Below are 17,362 nucleotides of genomic sequence, written 5' to 3'. Positions count from 1 at the left end.
CCGCCCGCACCCCCGTCGGGCCGCTCCCCGTCAAGTCGCCCCTCCCATCAAGTCGCCCCCTATCTCGGCAGGACCACCACCCGCGCCACCGGATCCCGGTCGTCCGCGGCCAACAGCGCCGTACGGACCACCGTCGCCTGCTGCTCCAGTGACTCGCGCAGCTTCTTCGGCGTGAGATGGACGACCGTGATGCCGAGCCGCTCCAGATGCTCCCGCTTGCGCACGGCCACCGACCACTGCTCGTCGTCGTCACTGTTCCACCGGCCGTCCTGCCGGGGCGCCCGGGTGTCCAGCTCGACCGCGACCGACCGCTCGGGCCAGTACGCGTCCACCGCGCCCAGCCCCGGGCCTTCCGGCAGCCGCAGATCGACGTTCCAGACCGGCTCCGGCAGACCGTACGTCCGCACCAGCTCGTACAGCCGGCCCTCGGCCAGGGTGCGTCCCTCGGCGAGCAGCGCGTCCACCGCGTCCACCACGTACTGCCGCACCAGCAGCCCCGACTGGTTCAACTCCCGCACCACCACGGCCGGTTCGCAGTGGCCGTCGCGGACCGCCTCGGTCAGTACCGCGACCACCGAGTCCGCGTCGGTCAGATGGGCGACCGCGTCCGCCACCGCGCGGGCGACCGGCGCCACCGGCAGACCGCCGATCCGCTCGGGCCGGGGCAGGACATGCGCGCGGATCAGCCGGGCGTAGCCCGTGGAGCGCAGCCGCCGCGTGCGCGGTACGAGCACATCGACCCGGTCGAGGGTGTCCGGCGGGGGAGCGGACACCGAGAAGCCGTGCAGCGCCAGCGCCGCCAGCCCGGTGACCATCGCCGAACCGTACGGATCCGGCGCCGCCGCCCTCGGACCGTCCGGCGGGCCCGGCTGCGCCGGTACGTTCCGGACGGCGCTCGCCGCGCCGGGCCGGCCCGCGTACAGCAGCGCCCCGCGCAGCAGCTCCTCGGCGGTCGGCGCTTCCGTGTGCAGCAGATAGACGCCCGGCAGCAGTTGCTGCCAGGGGCCGCCGGGCCGGCACTGCGCGGCGGCCCGGCCGCCCGGGACGCCGAGGGCGCGCAGCTGCGCGAGGGAGAGCACCCGGCCACGCGGGTCGCCGGCGAGCCGGACGACGGGGAGGGGGAGGCCGGCGGGGCGGAGGGAGAGCGGGGAGTTGTTCTTCATGTCCCGGGATCTGCCCCGCCCGCACCGCTCCTCAACCTCTGTAACCGATTCATCGACAAAACCGGACAAGCTCGTACTAAAGTAAGGGCGTTCGACTGCCGATCAGACAGGCCGACAGACAGCCCGTCTTCCGGTCCGGCGATGCCGCCGCGTCACGCGCTCGCCGCGTCGCACTCCTGCCCCCGGAGCGTCCGCGCCAGATCGTCCGTGGCCTCCAGCACCAGCCTGCGCAGCGCCGGAGCCGCGTCCCGGTGGCCCTCCAGCCAGCCCTGCGCGGCCTCCAGCGTCGGCCGGCCGTCCTGGTACGCCGGGAAGAGCCCCTTCACGACATCGATACCGATCTGGATCGAACGCTCCGCCCACACCCGTTCGATCGCCTCGAAGTAGGTGGTGACGTACGGCGCGGTCAGCTCCCGCTGACCCGGCTGGGCGAAGCCCGCGATGGCCGCGCCGACCAGCGCGTTCGACAGCGCGTCCGACTCCACGACCTGTGCCCAGACCTGCGCCTTGACCGCCGCCGAGGGGCGGGAGGCCAGAGTGCGCACCTCATGGCGCTTGCCCGACGCCGTGTCGTCCCGGGCCAGTTCGGCGGCGACGGCCGCCTCGTCGGCGAGCCCGGCGGCGACCAGCGGCCCCAGCAGGGCCCAGCGCAGCTCCTGGTCGACGGTGAGCCCGTCGATCTTCGCCGTGCCGTCCAGCAGCCCGCGCAGCAGCTGGAAGTCCGCGTCCGACACGGCCACCGCGGCGGTGAAGCGGGCCCAGGTCAGCTGGTGCTGGCTGCCCGGCTCCGCGTTCCGCAGCTCGCGCAGGGCGCCCTCGGCCAGCAGCCGGCCGCCCTCCTCGCGCCAGGCCGGCGCCGCGTAGTGGCCCAGCGCCGAACGCGCCCAGGCGTGCAGCATCTGGAGCACACCGATGTCCGTCTCGCGGCCCGCGTGCGCGAGCACCAGCGCGAGGAAGTCCCGGGCCGGCATCAGCGCGTCCCGCGTGAGGTTCCACAGCGCCGACCAGCACAGAGCGCGCGCCAACGGGTCACCGATGTCGCCGAGATGGGCGCGCAGGGTGTCAAGCGACGCCTGGTCGAAGCGGATCTTGCAGTACGTCAGGTCGTCGTCGTTGACCAGCACCAGATCGGGACGCTCGGCCCCGGTCAGCTCCTTGACGACCGTACGCGGCCCGTCGATGTCCGTCTCGGCGCGGGCGAACCGCACCAGCTCCCCGTCGGGCAGCCGCCGGTAGAGACCGACCGCCACCCGGTGCGGCCGGAGCTCCGGATGGGACGCGGCGGCCTCCTGGAGGACGGCCAGCTCGGTGATCCGGCCCTCCGCGTCGTACACGACCTGCGGCGTCAGCGAGTTGAGCCCGGCCGTCTGAAGCCAGGACCGCGACCAGGCCGTCAGATCCCGCCCGGAGGTCTCCTCCAGCGCGGCGAGCAGATCGCCCAGCCGGGTGTTCCCGTACGCGTGCCGCTTGAAGTAGCGCCGGGCACCCGCCAGGAACGCGTCCCGGCCGACGTACGCCACCAGCTGCTTCAGTACGGAGGCGCCCTTCGCGTAGGTGATCCCGTCGAAGTTCAGCTTCGCGTCCTCCAGGTCACGGATGTCCGCCGTGACCGGGTGGGTGGACGGGAGCTGGTCCGCGCGGTATGCCCACGACTTGCGGTTGTTGGCGAAGGTGACCCAGGCATCGGTGTAACGGGTGGCCTCCACGAGCGCGAAGACGCCCATGAAGTCCGCGAAGGACTCCTTCAGCCAGAGGTCGTCCCACCACTCCATGGTGACCAGGTCGCCGAACCACATGTGCGCCATCTCGTGCAGCAGCGTGTTCGCCCGGCGCTCGTACGCGGCCTCCGTGACCTGGCCCCGGTAGATGTACTCCTCGCGGAAGGTCACCAGCCCCGGGTTCTCCATCGCGCCGAGGTTGTACTCGGGGACGAACGCCTGGTCGTACTTCCCGAAGGGGTACGGATAGTCGAAGTGGTCGTGGAAGAGGTCGAGCCCCTGCTTGGTGACCAGGAAGATGTCGTCCGCGTCGAAGTGCCTGGCCAGCCCCTTGCGGCACATCGCGCCCAGCGGGATCTCCAGCACCGTGCCGTCGTCGAAGGTGCGCCGGTAGGAGTCGGTCGCGTAGTGGTAGGGACCGGCGACGACGGCCGTGATGTACGTCGAGATCGGCTTCGTCTCCGCGAACCGCCACGTGCTGTCGGTGTCGGACAGGGTCCCCGCGCCGTTGCTCCACACCGTCCAGCCCTCGGGCGCCGTCACCTCGAAGCGGTACGGCGCCTTGAGGTCCGGCTGCTCGAAGTTGGCGAACACGCGACGGGCGTCGGCCGGCTCGTACTGCGTGTAGAGGTAGACCTCGCCGTCCTCAGGGTCGACGAAGCGGTGCATGCCCTCGCCCGTCCGGCTGTACGCGCACCGCGCGTCCACCACCAGCACGTTCTCCGCGCTGAGGTCCTCCAGGGCGATCCGTGAGCCGTCGAAGGCGGTGGCCGGGTCGAGATCCGTCCCGTTCAGCGTCAGGGCGGTCACGGCCGGCGCGATCAGATCCGCGAAGGTGGCCGCGCCCGGGTCCGAGCAGCGGAAGCGGATCGTCGTCACCGAACGGAACGTCCGGGGTCCGGAGCCGTCCGGCGCGTCGCCGACCGCCGACCGCAGGTCGAGGAAGACCTCGTACCCGTCGACGGACAGCAGACGGGCCCGCTCACGGGCCTCGTCACGGGACAGGTTCTCACCGGGCACGGTCACTCCTTCTCGGCTCGCGTTCAGAGGGTCGTTCAGCAGCCGAAAACGATCCTCGCACGTGCCACTGACACCACGGGTGCGGGAATGCCCGTGGTGCGGAGAGGCGTTCGGGGGAAGAGGTGCGCCAGCAAGCCCCGACCAGTAAGCCCCGACCGGCAAGCCCGGTCAGGGGCAGCCCGATGAGGAGAGACATGTCAGACAAGACGCCTGTGGACTTCTGGTTCGACCCGCTCTGCCCCTGGGCCTGGATGACCTCGCGCTGGGTGCTCGAAGTGGAGAAGGTCCGTGACATCGAGGTCCGGTGGCACGTGATGAGCCTGGCCGTCCTCAACGAGGACAAGGACATCCCCGAGGAGTACCGCGAGGGACTCGCGAAGGCGTGGGGCCCCGTCCGGGTCGTCATCGCCGCGCAGCAGAAGCACGGCGACGAGGTCGTCGGCAAGCTGTACACCGCGCTCGGCACCCGCTTCCACAACCAGGGCGAGGGCGTCACCCGCGAGGGCATCGCCGCCGCGCTCGACGAGGTCGGGCTGCCCGCCGAGCTGATCGACTACGCCGACTCCGACGCGTACGACACCGAACTGCGCGCCTCGCACCAGGAGGGCATCGACAAGGTCGGCCAGGAGGTCGGCACCCCGGTCATCGCCGTCCCCGGCGCCAACGGCGAGCAGGTCGCCTTCTTCGGCCCGGTGGTCACCCCGGCGCCCAAGGGCGAGGACGCGGCGAAGCTCTGGGACGGCACCCTGCTGGTGGCGTCGATCCCCGGCTTCTACGAGATCAAGCGGACCCGTACGCAGGGCCCGGTCTTCGACTGACGTGACGTCTGGAAGGGCCCCCGCGAGTCCTGTCCTCGCGGGGGCCCTTCGTCATGCCGTCCGCCGGTGAAGGTTGAGAAGACGATCACGAGGCAGGACGTCCGGGGGCCGCCGGTCAGGGGGCCAGCAGCAGGCTGTGGGCGCGTTCCTTGGCGGACGCGTAGCGCTTGGCCACGTCCTGCCAGTTCACGACCTGCCACATCGCCTCGATGAAGTCGACCTTCTGGTTCTTGTACTGGAGGTAGAACGCGTGCTCCCAGGCGTCGAAGACCAGGATCGGGACCGACCCCTGGCCGACATTGCCCTGATGGTCGTAGATCTGCTCGACGATCAGCCGGGCGCTCACCGGCTCGTACGCGAGCACGCCCCAGCCGGAGCCCTGGGTGGTCGCCGCGGCCTTCGTGAGCTGCGCCCGGAAGCCGGCGAAGGAGCCGAAGGAGGCGGCGATGGCGTCCGCCAGCTCTCCCACGCCGTCCTCGGCGAGCGGCTCGCCGCCGCCGTCACCGGTCATGTTGTGCCAGTAGATCGAGTGCAGGATGTGGCCGGAGAGATGGAACGCCAGGTTCTTCTCCAGCCCGTTGACCGAGCCCCACGCGGCCTTGTCGCGCGCCTCCGCCAGCTGTTCCAGGGCGTCGTTGGCGCCTTTGACATAGGCGGCGTGGTGTTTGTCGTGGTGCAGCTCGATGATCTGCGGATTGATGACCGGTTCCAGCGCCGCGTAGTCGTAGGGGAGTTCGGGGAGCGTGTAGGGGTGTTCGAGAAGCGTGGCCATGTGTCCGTACCCTCCGGCCTCTTATTGCGCATCTTATGCAACTGCACACTAGCAGCGATAGATCCGCCGTGTGCTTGTGACACCTCCGACAAGGTCCTGACCTCCGCTTTGTCGGCGTCTGACGGTGATCGCCCACGACTGTCTGAACTAACGTCGAACCGTCCCCGCACTCCCGTACGCCCCCGTACACCCCGACGATCGCCGGAGTCCCCATGAGTACTGCTGCCGCCGCTCCCCGTACCGGAGCGGTTCTCGCCGACCTTCTCCCCGCCACCCGCACCCGGGACATCGCCCTGGTGCTGGGCGGTTCCGTGCTGACCGGTCTGGCGGCGCAGATCGCCGTGCCGGTGCCCGGCTCCCCGGTCCCGGTGACCGGCCAGACCTTCGCCGCGCTGCTCGTCGGCGCCGGTCTGGGCGCCCGCCGCGGCTTCCTCTCCCTGGCGCTCTACGCGCTGGTCGGCATGGCGGGGGTGCCGTGGTTCGCCGGCGGGTCCTCCGGCGCGGGCGGCGCCACCTTCGGCTATGTCCTCGGCATGCTGCTCGCCGCCACCGTCGTGGGCGCGCTGGCCCGGCTCGGCGGCGACCGCTCCGTGCTGCGTACGGCCGGGACGATGGCCGTCGGCTCCGCGGTCATCTACGCCGTCGGCGTGCCCTACCTGGCGCTGTCCACCGGCATGTCCCTGAGCGCCGCCGCCGCGGCCGGCCTCGTACCGTTCCTGCTCGGCGACGCCCTCAAGGCCGCCCTCGCGATGGGCGCGCTGCCCACCGCCTGGAAGCTCCTGGGCCGCCGGGGCTGAGTACGCGTATACGTATACGTATACGGAGAGGCGCTCCCCGCCACCGCACAGGGCGGCCGGGAGCGCCTCTTCCCGTAGGACGCCGCTACGCGTTCATGCCTCTCGTGCCACACTTCACCCATGCGCGTGTACCTCGGTTCCGACCATGCCGGCTACGAACTCAAGAACCACCTCGTCGAGTGGCTCACGGCCCACGGCCACGAGCCCGTCGACTGCGGACCCCACATCTACGACGCCCAGGACGACTACCCGCCGTTCTGCCTGCGGGCCGCGGAGCGTACGGCCGCCGACCCGGACGCCCTCGGCATCGTGATCGGCGGCTCCGGCAACGGCGAGCAGATCGCCGCGAACAAGGTGAAGGGCGTACGGGCCGTCCTCGCCTGGAGCGAGCAGACGGCGGCGCTCGGCCGCGAGCACAACGACGCCAACGTCATCTCGGTCGGCGGCCGGATGCACACGCAGGAAGAGGCGACCAAGTTCGTCGAGATCTTCCTCGCCACCCCGTACTCCGGCGAGGAGCGCCACGCGCGCCGCATCGCCATGCTCGCCGCGTACGAGACGACCGGCGAGCTGCCGCCCGTCCCGGCCCACCACCCCCAGCCGGAGAACTGAGACCGACCGGTCCGACCCGCCCGTGCCGCCGGGCCCCGGAATCGCGGAATCGCGCCGGGCCCGGCGGCACAGCCATGTCCGGCCCCGCCACCCCACGTCAGAAAGGCAGGACCCCGTGCCCGAGGGGCATACGATCCACCGCCTCGCCCAGGACCATCTCGCCCGCTTCGGCGGCAGGACCGTCCGCGCCCGCAGCCCGCAGGGCAAGTTCTCCGACAGCGCGGCGCTCCTGGACGGCCGGGTGCTCGACACGGTGGACGCCCACGGCAAGCACCTCTTCCTCGGCTTCGGGGACACGGGCTGGGTCCATATCCACCTCGGCCTCTTCGGCAAGGTCGGCTTCGGTGACGCGCCCGCCCCGCCGCCCACCGACACGGTCCGGCTGCGCCTCGGCTCCGACACGGCGTACATGGATCTGCGCGGCCCCACCACCTGCGCCCTGATCACCGAGCCCGAGAAGCGCGCGATACACGACCGCCTCGGCCCCGACCCGCTGCGCGCCCGCGACGACGGCACCGGCGACGACGGCGAGAAGGCGTGGGCGCGCATCTCCCGCTCCCGTACGACCGTCGCCGCGCTCCTCATGGACCAGAAGGTCATCGCGGGCGTCGGCAACGTCTACCGCGCCGAGGTCCTCTTCCGGCACGGCATCGACCCGTACCGGGCGGGAAAGGACCTCACCCGCGCCGAATGGGACGCGATCTGGGCGGATCTGGTCGCGCTGATGCGCGAGGGCGTACGGCACAACCGCATCGACACCGTCCGTCCAGAACACACCCCCGAGGCCATGGGCCGCCCGCCCCGCGTGGACGACCACGGCGGCGAGGTCTACGTCTACCGCCGGGCCCGGATGGCCTGCCTCCTGTGCGGCACCGGCATCCGTACGGAGACCCTCGCCGCCCGCAACCTCTTCTGGTGCCCGGGCTGCCAGGACCGCTAGCGGCGGGCCATCAGAACCCGTGCGGCAGCCAGGGCGCCACGTCCGAGCCGAACGCCGCCGACGCCTCCGCCAGCGCGCCCCCGCGCAGCTCCCGCACCCGCCCGGCGCCCGCCAGCGCGGTCAGCGAGGTGCCGCCCAGATAGGCCGCCCCCAACTCCCTTACGGAGAGCGCCAGTTCAGGTTGGTCGCCGGTGCGCTCGCAGGACGCGCCCTTGCTGTCGCCGCTGAGCCGCCACGTCCCCTCGTTCCACGGGCAGAACGAGTCCTCGACCGCGAGGACCACATCCACCGGGGTGCGGTACGTACGGGCCTCCAGCGCCGCGCCGACCTCCACCGGCCGCAGATACAGCTCGTCCCGCAGGCGCAGCCCGCACCGGCGGACATCGGAGACCAGATGCTGGATCGGGTCGTCCGGCGGCCGGTTCCCCGCCCGTACCGTCGTGGTCAGATCGATCCCGAAGAGAAAGTCCCAGAGCGCCCTGTACGCGGCCGGGTCGCGCGCGTACAGCTCGTCCAGCTCGACGACCCCCTCGGGAACCGCCTCCTCCCACACCGCCCTGGTACGGAACAGCGTGAACCCGACCACCTCGCCGTGCCGCTCCGCCAGCACGCACTGGAGCGCCGACACGCCGTCCTTCGGCTTCCCGCCCCCGACCACGGGCAGCCGCTCCCAGCCGGGCCGCCGCGCGAGCATCCCGGGCCGCCCCGCGAGCTGTGCGGCGTAGACCGCCTCGCACGCGTCGCGTACGGCCGGGTCGTCCGGCTTCACCCGGCGCAGACGTACATCGTGCGACCCGTCCGATGCCTCACCCGCCGCGGGCGCGGTGATCCGTACCCGCGACGTGTCGATCTCCGCCGACAGCCGCCGCGCGGCCAGGTCGTAGCCGAACCGGCCGTAGATCGCCGGCTCGGACGCCGTCAGCACGGCGAGCGGCTCGCCCCACGCACGCACATCGTCGAGCTGGCGCCGCATCATCGACGTCAGGATCCCGCGCCGCCGGTGCGTCGCCGCGACGCTCACCATCGTCACGCCCGCCGCGGGCACCAGCGCGCCGCCCGGTACCGAGAGCCGGAAGCTGTAGGCGCCCGCCGTGCCGACGCACTCCTCGCCGTCCCAGACACCGACCGAGCGGTCGCACTCCGTCAGGTCCCGGAAGAGCGCGCGCTCCTCGTCCTGCCACGGGTTTCCGCCGAACGCCAGCTCCAACGTCCCGAACCAGCGCTCCCATTCGGACGGTTCCAGTACTCGCAGCTCCGTAGTCATATGCCATCAGTACCAGGGGTACGACAACAGGGCGACCCGATTTCGAACGCAATGTCACGGGGGTCCCCTGCACGCCACCCGGGCGGATCGATAGGGTCCACAACAATGGCCGGTATCGCGAGAGCGGATTCCTACTCGGCCCGGCTGCGCATGAGGCTGCACCGGGTCCGCACCGGCGTGCGCAAATCCGGGGTCGACTACTTCCGCGGCGACGGCTCGGACTGGATCGCCCTCGTCGGTCTCCTGCTGACCGTCCCGGCCATCGCCCTGGCCACCATCGCGGTGCCCGTCTGGTGCGCGCCCTCGGCGCTCGTCCTGCCGATCGTGGCGGGCGGACTGCTGCTGCGGCCGGCCAGCCTGCTCAGCCTGTACGCCGCCTCGGCCGCCGCGCTGATCATCGAGTCGATGGTCCTCGGCCCGTATCCGGACGGCCCCGCCCGGGTCACCCCCGGCACGGTGCTCGTGGTGGCGGCCTGCGGGCTCTTCGGGCTGCTGATCGCCCAGTTCAGGGCCCGGGTCGGCGTGCCCTGGCGGCGCGGCGGGACGATGCTCTTCGACCTGCGCGAACGGATCCGGGTCCAGAGCTCGCTGCCCTGGCTCCCCAAGGGCTGGCACCACGAGATGGCGCTGCGCCCGGCCGGCGGCCAGTCCTTCTCCGGCGACTTCGTGGTCGCGGCCCGCACCAACGGCGGCCGGTCCCTCGAAGTCGTCCTCACCGACGTCTCCGGCAAGGGCATGGACGCGGCCTCCCGGGCCCTCCTGCTCTCCGGCGCCTTCGGCGGCCTCCTCGGCTCCCTCCCGCCGCACGGCTTCCTCCCGGCGGCCAACGGCTATCTGCTCCGGCAGGACTGGGACGAGGGCTTCGCCACCTCCATCCACCTCGTCCTCGACCTCGAATCCGGCGACTACGAACTGCTCTCGGCCGGCCACCTCCCCGCCCTCCAGCTCCACGCGGGCAGCGGACGCTGGGAGGAGAAGTCGGGCGAGGGCCCGCTGCTCGGCGTCTACGACGGCGCCCAGTTCGACCCGGTCAAGGGCTCGCTGCGCCCCGGCGACGTGCTGATGCTCTTCACGGACGGGCTGGTCGAGGCCCCTGGACGGGACCTGGACGAGGGCATGGACCGGCTCACCGGCGAGGCGGACCGCTATGTCGTCCCGGGCTTCGAGGGCGCGGCCTGGCATTTGATCGAGGCGGTCGCCAAGGACGTCAACGACGACCGCGCGCTGCTGCTGATCTGCCGAGAGGCGTGAGCCGGACATAGTTCGCCCCACCGGCGGGGGAGAGCCGGTGGGGCGGGGTTGGCGCCGATTCCAGGACGCTCGGGGGCGGGGGTGCGGGCGGTGCGGGACCTGCCGTGCGGGCGCGGTGGTGGGTAAGGGCATCGGAATCAGTGCGTCACCGATGCCTCCGCGTCCTTCTGCGGGTCCTTGGCGGCGGGTGGTGGTTCTTCCCGTACGGGAGTGTCCCCGTCGCCGCCTCCGCGGCCACCCGGCAGGATCCGGGCCAGCCAGTGCGAGCGGCCGGCCGCCAGCGGTCCCAGGACCGCGAGGACCAGGACGTAACCGGCGATGAAGGGGGCGAGCCGGCTGTCCAGGCCCGCTCCCGCCGCCATCGTCGCCAGGATCAGCGCGAACTCGCCGCGGGCCAGCAGGGTGGTCGAGATATTGGCCGCAGGGGTGGCGCCGAAGCCGAAGATCTTCGCCGCGGAGAGGCCCGCCGCGATGTTCATGAACAGGGTGACCGCGACGGCGATGAGTACGGGCCACACCACCGACGGCAGGTCGCCCGGGTTGATCGACAGGCCGAAGGAGAAGAAGAAGATCGCGCCGAACGCGTCCCGCAGCGGGTGGACGAGCTCCCGGATCCGGTCGCCCGAGGACGTCGAGCCGAGCATCAGACCGACCATGAACGCGCCGATGGCGTCCGCGACCCCGAACCACTCGGAGACGCCGGCCACCAGGACCGCCGCGCCGAGGAAGGAGATGACGAGCAGCTCGTCGTCCCTGGTGTTCATGAGCCGGCCGACGACCTTCGTGCCGTACCGGGCGGCGAGCGCCAGCAGCAGCAGGAAGCCGAACGCCTTCCCGCCGTCCACGAGGGCGGCCCCCGCGCTGTCCGCGCCCGACAGGATCGGCTGGAGCGCGGCGAGATAGAGCGCCAGGAAGATGTCCTCGACCACGATGATGCCGAGGATCGGCTTGGTCTCGGGATTGCCGATGCGCCCCATGTCCACGAGGACCTTGGTGACGATCGCCGACGAGGAGATGCCGAGCACACCGGCCAGGACCAGTGCCTCCGACGTACCCCAGCCCAGGGCGAAGCCGAAGCCGAGCCCGGCGCCCACGTTCAGCAGGAGATAGGCGCCTCCGGCGAGGGCCATCTTGCGGCCGCCCGCCTTGAGGTCGTCCAGATGGAATTCCAGGCCGAGGTAGAAGAGCAGCAGCACCAGGCCGAGGGCGGAGAGCATCTCCAGCTCGTGCGGGTCCTTGACCAGCACGATGCCGGGGGTGTGCGGGCCGAGGAGGATCCCGGCCAGGATGAACAGGGGAATAGTGGGCAGACCGATTCTGCTGCCCAGACGGGCGAGCACGGCGGCGGCGACGAAAGCGCCGCCCATTGCTATGAGGGTCTCTGCGTGTCCGATGGGATCGTTCCTCCGTCGGGTCAAGGGAGCGTCAAGGAATCGTCAGTAATTAGTTTACCAAATGATTTACTGAGTAACTGTCAGATGGGACGGGGTGACCGTTCTGTCATGGGATTGGCGTGAACGTGGCGGCGAGAAATCGTCACCGGGCCACATCTGCGGGGAAGTTGGTGGCACGATGGTCCGAGCGGGAGCTGGACGGACCGACCGAGGGTGTGATCAGTAGTGGCCATTTCACTGTCTGTGGTGGTTCTGTTGGCGGTCGTCCTCGTGGTGCTGATCCGTGGCGGCTCGATCAAGGGAGGGCCGGCGGTCGTCGCGATCCTCTTCGGCTTCTTCCTCGCCTCCACCAACATCGCTCCGTCGGTGAACAACTTCCTGAACTCGCTGGCCGAAACGATCAGCAAGATCAGTTTCTGAGGCTTCCGGGGCTTCCGGGGCTTCCGGGGCCGGAAACGCCTCCGGCCCGACCCGTGGAAGTGAACACACGGATCGGGCCGGAGGCGCTGGAGCGGGCGACGGGAATCGAACCCGCGTAGCTAGTTTGGAAGACTAGGGCTCTACCATTGAGCTACGCCCGCATACGTCGCACCGCAGGTCGAGGACGTGCGGCACGGACAACATCGTAGCGGGTCCGGGGCGTTCGCCGCACACCCGTAAAGCGCCGGTCAAAGATGGCGGCGCGGGGCCTTCAAGCATGTACCCTACGTGTCGCACCGACGGGGTGTGGCGCAGCTTGGTAGCGCGTCCGCTTTGGGAGCGGAAGGTCGTCGGTTCGAATCCGGCCACCCCGACCATCTCTTTCATGATCGCAGCGCACGAGCGCGTTGTGGGCGCCTTCCCGCTTGCGGTTACTATGCAAGCTGCGTGCCCGTGTGTCTGAAGAGTCGCTGAAGAACCGGGCCGATCCGCCGGGGCCGCCGCAGACGCGGTGGGCGCGGCAGAATCCAAGAATCAGCCACCAAGGAGACCGAACCGTGAAGAGCGCCGTGGAGACCCTGAACCCGACTCGGGTTCGGCTCACAGTCGAGGTGCCCTTCGAGGAGCTCAAGGACAGCCTCGACGCGGCGTACAAGAAGATCAACCAGCAGGTCACGGTGAAGGGCTTCCGCAAGGGCAAGATCCCGGCCCGGATCATCGACCAGCGGTTCGGCCGTGGTGCTGTGCTGGAGGAGGCCGTCAACGACGCCCTCCCGAAGTTCTACACCGAAGCGGTCAACGAGGGTGAGCTGAACGTCCTCGGCCAGCCCGACGTCGACATCAAGGAGCTGAAGGACGGCGAACTGCTCTCCTTCACCGCCGAGGTCGACGTGCGTCCCGAGATCGAGATCCCGGACTACTCCGGCATCGCGGTCACCGTCGACGCCATCGAGGTCACCGACGAGGACATCGAGAAGTCGGTCGAGCAGCTCCGCGACCGCTTCGCCTCGACCAACCCGGTCGAGCGCGCCGCCGCCGACGGTGACGTCGTCACGGTCGACCTGGAGGCCAAGGTCGACGGCGAGGTCCTGCCCGACGGGGTCGCCGAGGGTGTGCAGTACACCATCGGCTCCGGTGAGCTGCTCGACGGTATCGACGAGGCCGTCATCGGCCTGGAGGCCGGTGGCGAGGCCACCTTCACCTCCGAGCTGAAGGGCGGTGCCGCCGAGGGCAAGTCCGCCGAGGTGACCGTCAAGGTCAGCCAGGTCGCCGCCCGTGAGCTGCCCGCGCTGGACGACGAGTTCGCGCAGCTGGCCAGCGAGTTCGACACCCTCGACGAGCTGAAGGCCGACAGCCGCAAGCGGCTGGAGACCAGCAAGCAGTACGACCAGGCCACCCAGGCCCAGGAGCGGGTCCTCGACGCGCTGCTGGAGCTGGCCGAGGTCCCGATCCCCGAGAAGCTGCTCGCGGAGGAGATCAACACCCGCAAGCACAACCTCGAGCACCACCAGCTCGGCCAGATGGGCCTCGACCTCGCGAAGTACCTGGAGATCCAGGGCAAGACCGAGGAAGAGTTCGACGCCGAGACCAAGGAGCAGGCGGAGAAGGGCATCCGGACCCAGTTCATCCTCGACGAACTGGTCAACAAGGAGAAGCTGAACGTCAACCAGGAGGAGCTCACCGAGCACCTCATGCGGCGCGCGCAGTCCTCCGGCATGTCCCCCGACCAGTTCGCCCAGGCCGTCGTCGAGGGTGGCCAGGTGCCGATGCTCGTCGGCGAGGTCGCCCGCGGCAAGGCGCTCGCCGTGGTCGTCGAGGCCGCCACGGTCACCGACACCAACGGTGAGGTCGTCGACCTGGAGGACGAGGAGGCCGACGAGATCACCGAGGCCGCCGCCGAGACCGTCGAGGCCGTCACCGACGCCGCCCCCGCCGCCGAGCCGGCCGTGGACGCCGCCAAGGACGAGGCGAAGGACGACGCGAAGGACGCGGCCAAGGACGAGAAGGCCGGGGCCTGAGCGATCCCGCTCCCACCGCCAGGACGGGCCCCGGACGCGACACGCGCCCGGGGCCCGTCCTGTCCCGCTCCGGCGGTCCCGTGCCCGTACGGAGCCCTCAACTACCTTGCGCTCCCAGCGAACAGTCACGGAAGCGGGATGGCGCCCGCCGACCAGCGCGTTAGGGTCCATGAATACGAGGGCAGGGGAGTCTCCCGTCCCCGGTACGAAGACGCTGAGACGGCCGAAGCCGTCAGAGACGAGCAGGTGTATACGTGACGAATCTGATGCCTTACGCCGCCGATGTGCCGTCCCTCGGTGGCCTCGGCGACCAGGTCTACAGCCGACTGCTTGGGGAGCGGATCGTTTTCCTCGGCCAGCAGGTCGACGACGACATCGCCAACAAGATCACGGCGCAGCTCCTCCTCCTCGCGGCCGAGCCCGAGAAGGACATCTACCTCTACATCAACAGCCCCGGTGGTTCGGTCACGGCCGGCATGGCCGTCTACGACACCATGCAGTACATCCCGAACGACGTCGTCACCATCGGTATGGGCATGGCGGCCTCCATGGGCCAGTTCCTGCTGACCGGCGGCACGGCGGGCAAGCGCTTCGCGCTGCCCAACACCGACATCCTGATGCACCAGGGCTCCGCCGGAATCGGCGGTACGGCCTCGGACATCAAGATCCAGGCCGAGTACCTGCTCCGTACGAAGAAGCGGATGGCCGAGATCACGGCCCACCACTCCGGCCAGACCACGGAAACGATCATCCGTGACGGCGACCGCGACCGCTGGTTCACGGTGGAAGAGGCCAAGGAGTACGGCCTGATCGACGAGATCATCTCCGCTGCTTCGCACGTTCCGGGCGGCGGCGGCACCGGGGCCTGACCCCCTCTCGCCCCGCAGCAGCCCGTCGGCCCACTCGAACGCCACAGGATGGTGAACACCCACATGAACAACTACTCCGCGAGCGGCCTCTACTCCGGCCCTCAGGTGGACAACCGTTACGTCGTGCCGCGTTTCGTGGAGCGCACCTCTCAGGGCGTGCGCGAGTACGACCCGTACGCGAAGCTCTTCGAGGAGCGCGTGATCTTCCTCGGCGTGCAGATCGACGACGCCTCCGCCAACGACGTCATGGCGCAGCTGCTCTGCCTGGAGTCGATGGACCCGGACCGCGACATCTCGATCTACATCAACAGCCCCGGCGGCTCGATGACGGCCCTCACGGCCATCTACGACACGATGCAGTTCGTGAAGCCGGACATCCAGACGGTCTGCATGGGCCAGGCCGCCTCCGCCGCCGCCGTGCTGCTCGCCGCCGGTACCCCCGGCAAGCGCCTCGCGCTGCCCAACGCGCGGGTGCTCATCCACCAGCCGTCCAGCCAGACGGGCCGCGAGCAGCTCTCCGACCTGGAGATCGCGGCCAACGAGATCCTCCGCATGCGCGCGCAGCTGGAGGACATGCTGGCCCGGCACTCGACGACGCCGATCGAGAAGGTCCGCGACGACATCGAGCGCGACAAGATCCTCACCGCCGATGACGCGCTCGCGTACGGCCTGGTCGACCAGATCGTGGCGACCCGCAAGACGACGGCCGCCGCAGCGGCCGCCTGACACACCCGGCGCCCTTGGCGCGGGCCCTCACACCGGTCGTCGGAGATCCGCGACCATGTGAACCGCGCCAAGGGGGGCCCGAACGGGGGCCCGGGCAAGGTACCGTCGGATATGAGGCACAGGAGCCGCTGAACCAAGCTGCTCCCAGGCGAAGGGGAAGCACCTCGTGGCACGCATCGGTGATGGCGGCGACCTGCTCAAGTGCTCGTTCTGCGGCAAGAGCCAGAAGCAGGTGAAGAAGCTCATCGCAGGACCCGGTGTCTACATCTGCGACGAGTGCATCGACCTCTGCAACGAGATCATCGAGGAGGAGCTCGCCGAGACCTCCGAGGTGCGGTGGGAGGAACTCCCCAAGCCGCGCGAGATCTACGAGTTCCTTGAGGGCTATGTCGTCGGGCAGGAGCCCGCGAAGAAGGCCCTCTCGGTGGCGGTCTACAACCACTACAAGCGCGTTCAGGCCGGCGAGAACGGCGGCGGTTCGGGCCGCGACGACGCGATCGAGCTGGCCAAGTCCAACATTCTGCTGCTGGGCCCCACCGGCTCCGGCAAGACGCTCCTCGCGCAGACGCTGGCGCGCATGCTGAACGTACCGTTCGCCATCGCCGACGCGACGGCGCTGACGGAGGCCGGCTATGTCGGCGAGGACGTCGAGAACATCCTGCTCAAGCTGATCCAGGCCGCGGACTACGACGTCAAGAAGGCCGAGACCGGGATCATCTACATCGACGAGATCGACAAGGTCGCCCGCAAGAGCGAGAACCCGTCGATCACCCGCGATGTCTCGGGCGAGGGCGTCCAGCAGGCGCTGCTGAAGATCCTGGAGGGCACCACCGCCTCCGTACCGCCGCAGGGCGGCCGGAAGCACCCGCACCAGGAGTTCATCCAGATCGACACGACGAACGTCCTGTTCATCGTGGGCGGCGCCTTCTCCGGACTGGAGAAGATCATCGAGTCCCGCGCGGGCGCGAAGGGCATCGGCTTCGGCGCCACGATCCGCTCGAAGCGCGAGGTCGAGGAGAGCGACCAGTTCCAGGAGGTCATGCCGGAGGACCTGGTGAAGTTCGGGATGATCCCCGAGTTCATCGGCCGTCTCCCGGTCCTCACCTCCGTCCACAACCTGGACCGCGAGGCGCTGCTCCAGATCCTGGTCGAGCCGCGCAACGCGCTGGTCAAGCAGTACCAGCGGCTCTTCGAAATCGACGGTGTGGAGCTGGACTTCGACCGGCCGGCCCTGGAGGCCATCGCCGACCAGGCGATCCTGCGCGGCACCGGCGCGCGCGGGCTGCGCGCCATCCTCGAAGAGGTCCTCCAGTCGGTGATGTACGAGGTGCCGTCCCGCAAGGACGTCGCCCGGGTCGTCATCACGGCGGAGGTCGTCCGCGACAACGTCAACCCGACGCTGGTGCCGCGCGAGCCGCGCATCGTGAAGAACGACGGCCGCCACGAGAAGTCCGCGTAGCGGATACGCGTAGACGTCACAGGGGCGGGGGGGGGGGGGGGGCCCCCCCGGCGCCCCCGGGGGGGGGGGGCGGGGGGGTGGTGGTGTGGGGGGGGGGTGGTTTTTTTGTTCGGCGCCGGGG

Annotated in this window: 15 protein-coding genes and 2 tRNA genes; 11 read left to right on the top strand and 6 right to left on the bottom strand. The window is 70.2% G+C overall.

Translation table 11 applies throughout. From position 1 onward, the window contains the following. Positions 1–59 precede the first annotated feature (59 nt). The gene (locus tag AB0389_RS07145) at positions 60–1,163 is read right to left on the bottom strand and encodes a hypothetical protein (RefSeq protein WP_366394314.1); all 1,104 of its coding nucleotides are present in this window, start codon (positions 1,161–1,163) and stop codon (positions 60–62) included. A gap of 152 nt (positions 1,164–1,315) precedes the next feature. Beyond that, the gene (gene pepN, locus AB0389_RS07140; protein WP_366394313.1) at positions 1,316–3,901 is read right to left on the bottom strand and encodes an aminopeptidase N; all 2,586 of its coding nucleotides are present in this window, start codon (positions 3,899–3,901) and stop codon (positions 1,316–1,318) included. A gap of 194 nt (positions 3,902–4,095) precedes the next feature. On the opposite strand from pepN, the gene AB0389_RS07135 reads away from it, so the two are divergent. After that, a complete protein-coding gene (locus AB0389_RS07135; protein WP_366394312.1) occupies positions 4,096–4,719 on the top strand; it encodes a DsbA family protein in 624 nt (207 codons plus the stop codon). A 115-nt stretch (positions 4,720–4,834) separates the two neighbouring features. Here AB0389_RS07135 and AB0389_RS07130 read toward each other — a convergent pair whose 3' ends face one another. After that, positions 4,835–5,491, bottom strand: a complete 657-nt coding sequence (locus AB0389_RS07130) for a superoxide dismutase (RefSeq protein ID WP_366394311.1) — start codon at positions 5,489–5,491, stop codon at positions 4,835–4,837. Positions 5,492–5,703: 212 nt separating this feature from the next. Here AB0389_RS07130 and AB0389_RS07125 point away from each other — a divergent pair, with 212 nt between their 5' ends. The 3 genes from AB0389_RS07125 (at position 5,704) to AB0389_RS07115 (ending at position 7,840) form a co-directional block, all read left to right on the top strand. After that, on the top strand, positions 5,704–6,288 hold the full coding sequence (locus tag AB0389_RS07125; RefSeq protein WP_366394310.1) for a biotin transporter BioY: 585 nt from the start codon (positions 5,704–5,706) through the stop codon (positions 6,286–6,288). Between the two features lie 120 nt (positions 6,289–6,408). Then, complete coding sequence (locus AB0389_RS07120; RefSeq protein WP_366394309.1) at positions 6,409–6,900, top strand: ribose-5-phosphate isomerase; 492 nt, start codon at positions 6,409–6,411, stop codon at positions 6,898–6,900. Positions 6,901–7,015: 115 nt separating this feature from the next. Next, positions 7,016–7,840 carry a DNA-formamidopyrimidine glycosylase family protein gene (locus tag AB0389_RS07115; RefSeq protein WP_366394308.1) on the top strand — a complete coding sequence of 275 codons (825 nt, stop codon included), beginning with the start codon at positions 7,016–7,018 and terminating at the stop codon, positions 7,838–7,840. A 10-nt stretch (positions 7,841–7,850) separates the two neighbouring features. On the opposite strand, the gene AB0389_RS07110 is transcribed toward AB0389_RS07115, so the two are convergent. Continuing rightward, entirely contained in the window at positions 7,851–9,104 is a 1,254-nt protein-coding gene (locus AB0389_RS07110; RefSeq protein WP_366394307.1) for a GNAT family N-acetyltransferase, read from the bottom strand. A gap of 105 nt (positions 9,105–9,209) precedes the next feature. Here AB0389_RS07110 and AB0389_RS07105 point away from each other — a divergent pair, with 105 nt between their 5' ends. After that, positions 9,210–10,355, top strand: coding sequence for a PP2C family protein-serine/threonine phosphatase (locus AB0389_RS07105; protein WP_366394306.1), 1,146 nt, complete (start codon positions 9,210–9,212; stop codon positions 10,353–10,355). 137 nt (positions 10,356–10,492) lie between these two features. Here the strand turns inward: AB0389_RS07105 and AB0389_RS07100 are convergent, their stop codons facing one another. After that, positions 10,493–11,722, bottom strand: coding sequence for a cation:proton antiporter (locus AB0389_RS07100; RefSeq protein WP_366394305.1), 1,230 nt, complete (start codon positions 11,720–11,722; stop codon positions 10,493–10,495). Positions 11,723–11,974: 252 nt separating this feature from the next. Between AB0389_RS07100 and AB0389_RS07095 the strand changes: the two genes are divergently transcribed. After that, positions 11,975–12,169 carry a hypothetical protein gene (locus tag AB0389_RS07095; protein WP_366394304.1) on the top strand — a complete coding sequence of 65 codons (195 nt, stop codon included), beginning with the start codon at positions 11,975–11,977 and terminating at the stop codon, positions 12,167–12,169. Positions 12,170–12,256: 87 nt separating this feature from the next. Here the strand turns inward: AB0389_RS07095 and AB0389_RS07090 are convergent. After that, positions 12,257–12,330 (bottom strand) — tRNA-Gly (locus AB0389_RS07090). A gap of 139 nt (positions 12,331–12,469) precedes the next feature. Here AB0389_RS07090 and AB0389_RS07085 point away from each other — a divergent pair. From AB0389_RS07085 to clpX, 5 genes are all read left to right on the top strand, one after another. After that, positions 12,470–12,546, top strand: a tRNA-Pro gene (locus AB0389_RS07085). A gap of 180 nt (positions 12,547–12,726) precedes the next feature. Beyond that, complete coding sequence (gene tig / locus AB0389_RS07080; protein ID WP_366394303.1) at positions 12,727–14,187, top strand: trigger factor; 1,461 nt, start codon at positions 12,727–12,729, stop codon at positions 14,185–14,187. A gap of 254 nt (positions 14,188–14,441) precedes the next feature. Then, positions 14,442–15,056 carry an ATP-dependent Clp protease proteolytic subunit gene (locus AB0389_RS07075; protein ID WP_366394302.1) on the top strand — a complete coding sequence of 205 codons (615 nt, stop codon included), beginning with the start codon at positions 14,442–14,444 and terminating at the stop codon, positions 15,054–15,056. A 48-nt stretch (positions 15,057–15,104) separates the two neighbouring features. Then, positions 15,105–15,782, top strand: coding sequence for an ATP-dependent Clp protease proteolytic subunit (locus tag AB0389_RS07070; protein ID WP_114659209.1), 678 nt, complete (start codon positions 15,105–15,107; stop codon positions 15,780–15,782). 166 nt (positions 15,783–15,948) lie between these two features. Continuing rightward, the gene (gene clpX, locus AB0389_RS07065) at positions 15,949–17,241 is read left to right on the top strand and encodes an ATP-dependent Clp protease ATP-binding subunit ClpX (RefSeq protein WP_114659208.1); all 1,293 of its coding nucleotides are present in this window, start codon (positions 15,949–15,951) and stop codon (positions 17,239–17,241) included. Positions 17,242–17,362 lie beyond the last annotated feature (121 nt).

The organism is Streptomyces sp. NPDC093109 (genome assembly GCF_040701725.1).
In the GTDB taxonomy this organism is placed as follows: domain Bacteria; phylum Actinomycetota; class Actinomycetes; order Streptomycetales; family Streptomycetaceae; genus Streptomyces.
The sequence above is the reverse complement of the archived record's forward strand: the minus strand, read 5'-3'. Positions and strand labels throughout refer to the sequence as shown.

What these genes read in the sequence shown, in the direction of transcription:
- AB0389_RS07145 (WP_366394314.1), bottom strand. Translation starts at nt 1,163, where the DNA reads ATGAAGAACAACTCCCCGCTCTCCCTCCGCCCCGCCGGCCTCCCCCTC.
- AB0389_RS07135 (WP_366394312.1), top strand. Translation starts at nt 4,096, where the DNA reads ATGTCAGACAAGACGCCTGTGGACTTCTGGTTCGACCCGCTCTGCCCC.
- AB0389_RS07130 (WP_366394311.1), bottom strand. Translation starts at nt 5,491, where the DNA reads ATGGCCACGCTTCTCGAACACCCCTACACGCTCCCCGAACTCCCCTAC.
- AB0389_RS07125 (WP_366394310.1), top strand. Translation starts at nt 5,704, where the DNA reads ATGAGTACTGCTGCCGCCGCTCCCCGTACCGGAGCGGTTCTCGCCGAC.
- AB0389_RS07120 (WP_366394309.1), top strand. Translation starts at nt 6,409, where the DNA reads ATGCGCGTGTACCTCGGTTCCGACCATGCCGGCTACGAACTCAAGAAC.
- AB0389_RS07110 (WP_366394307.1), bottom strand. Translation starts at nt 9,104, where the DNA reads ATGACTACGGAGCTGCGAGTACTGGAACCGTCCGAATGGGAGCGCTGG.
- AB0389_RS07105 (WP_366394306.1), top strand. Translation starts at nt 9,210, where the DNA reads ATGGCCGGTATCGCGAGAGCGGATTCCTACTCGGCCCGGCTGCGCATG.
- AB0389_RS07100 (WP_366394305.1), bottom strand. Translation starts at nt 11,722, where the DNA reads ATGGGCGGCGCTTTCGTCGCCGCCGCCGTGCTCGCCCGTCTGGGCAGC.
- AB0389_RS07070 (WP_114659209.1), top strand. Translation starts at nt 15,105, where the DNA reads ATGGTGAACACCCACATGAACAACTACTCCGCGAGCGGCCTCTACTCC.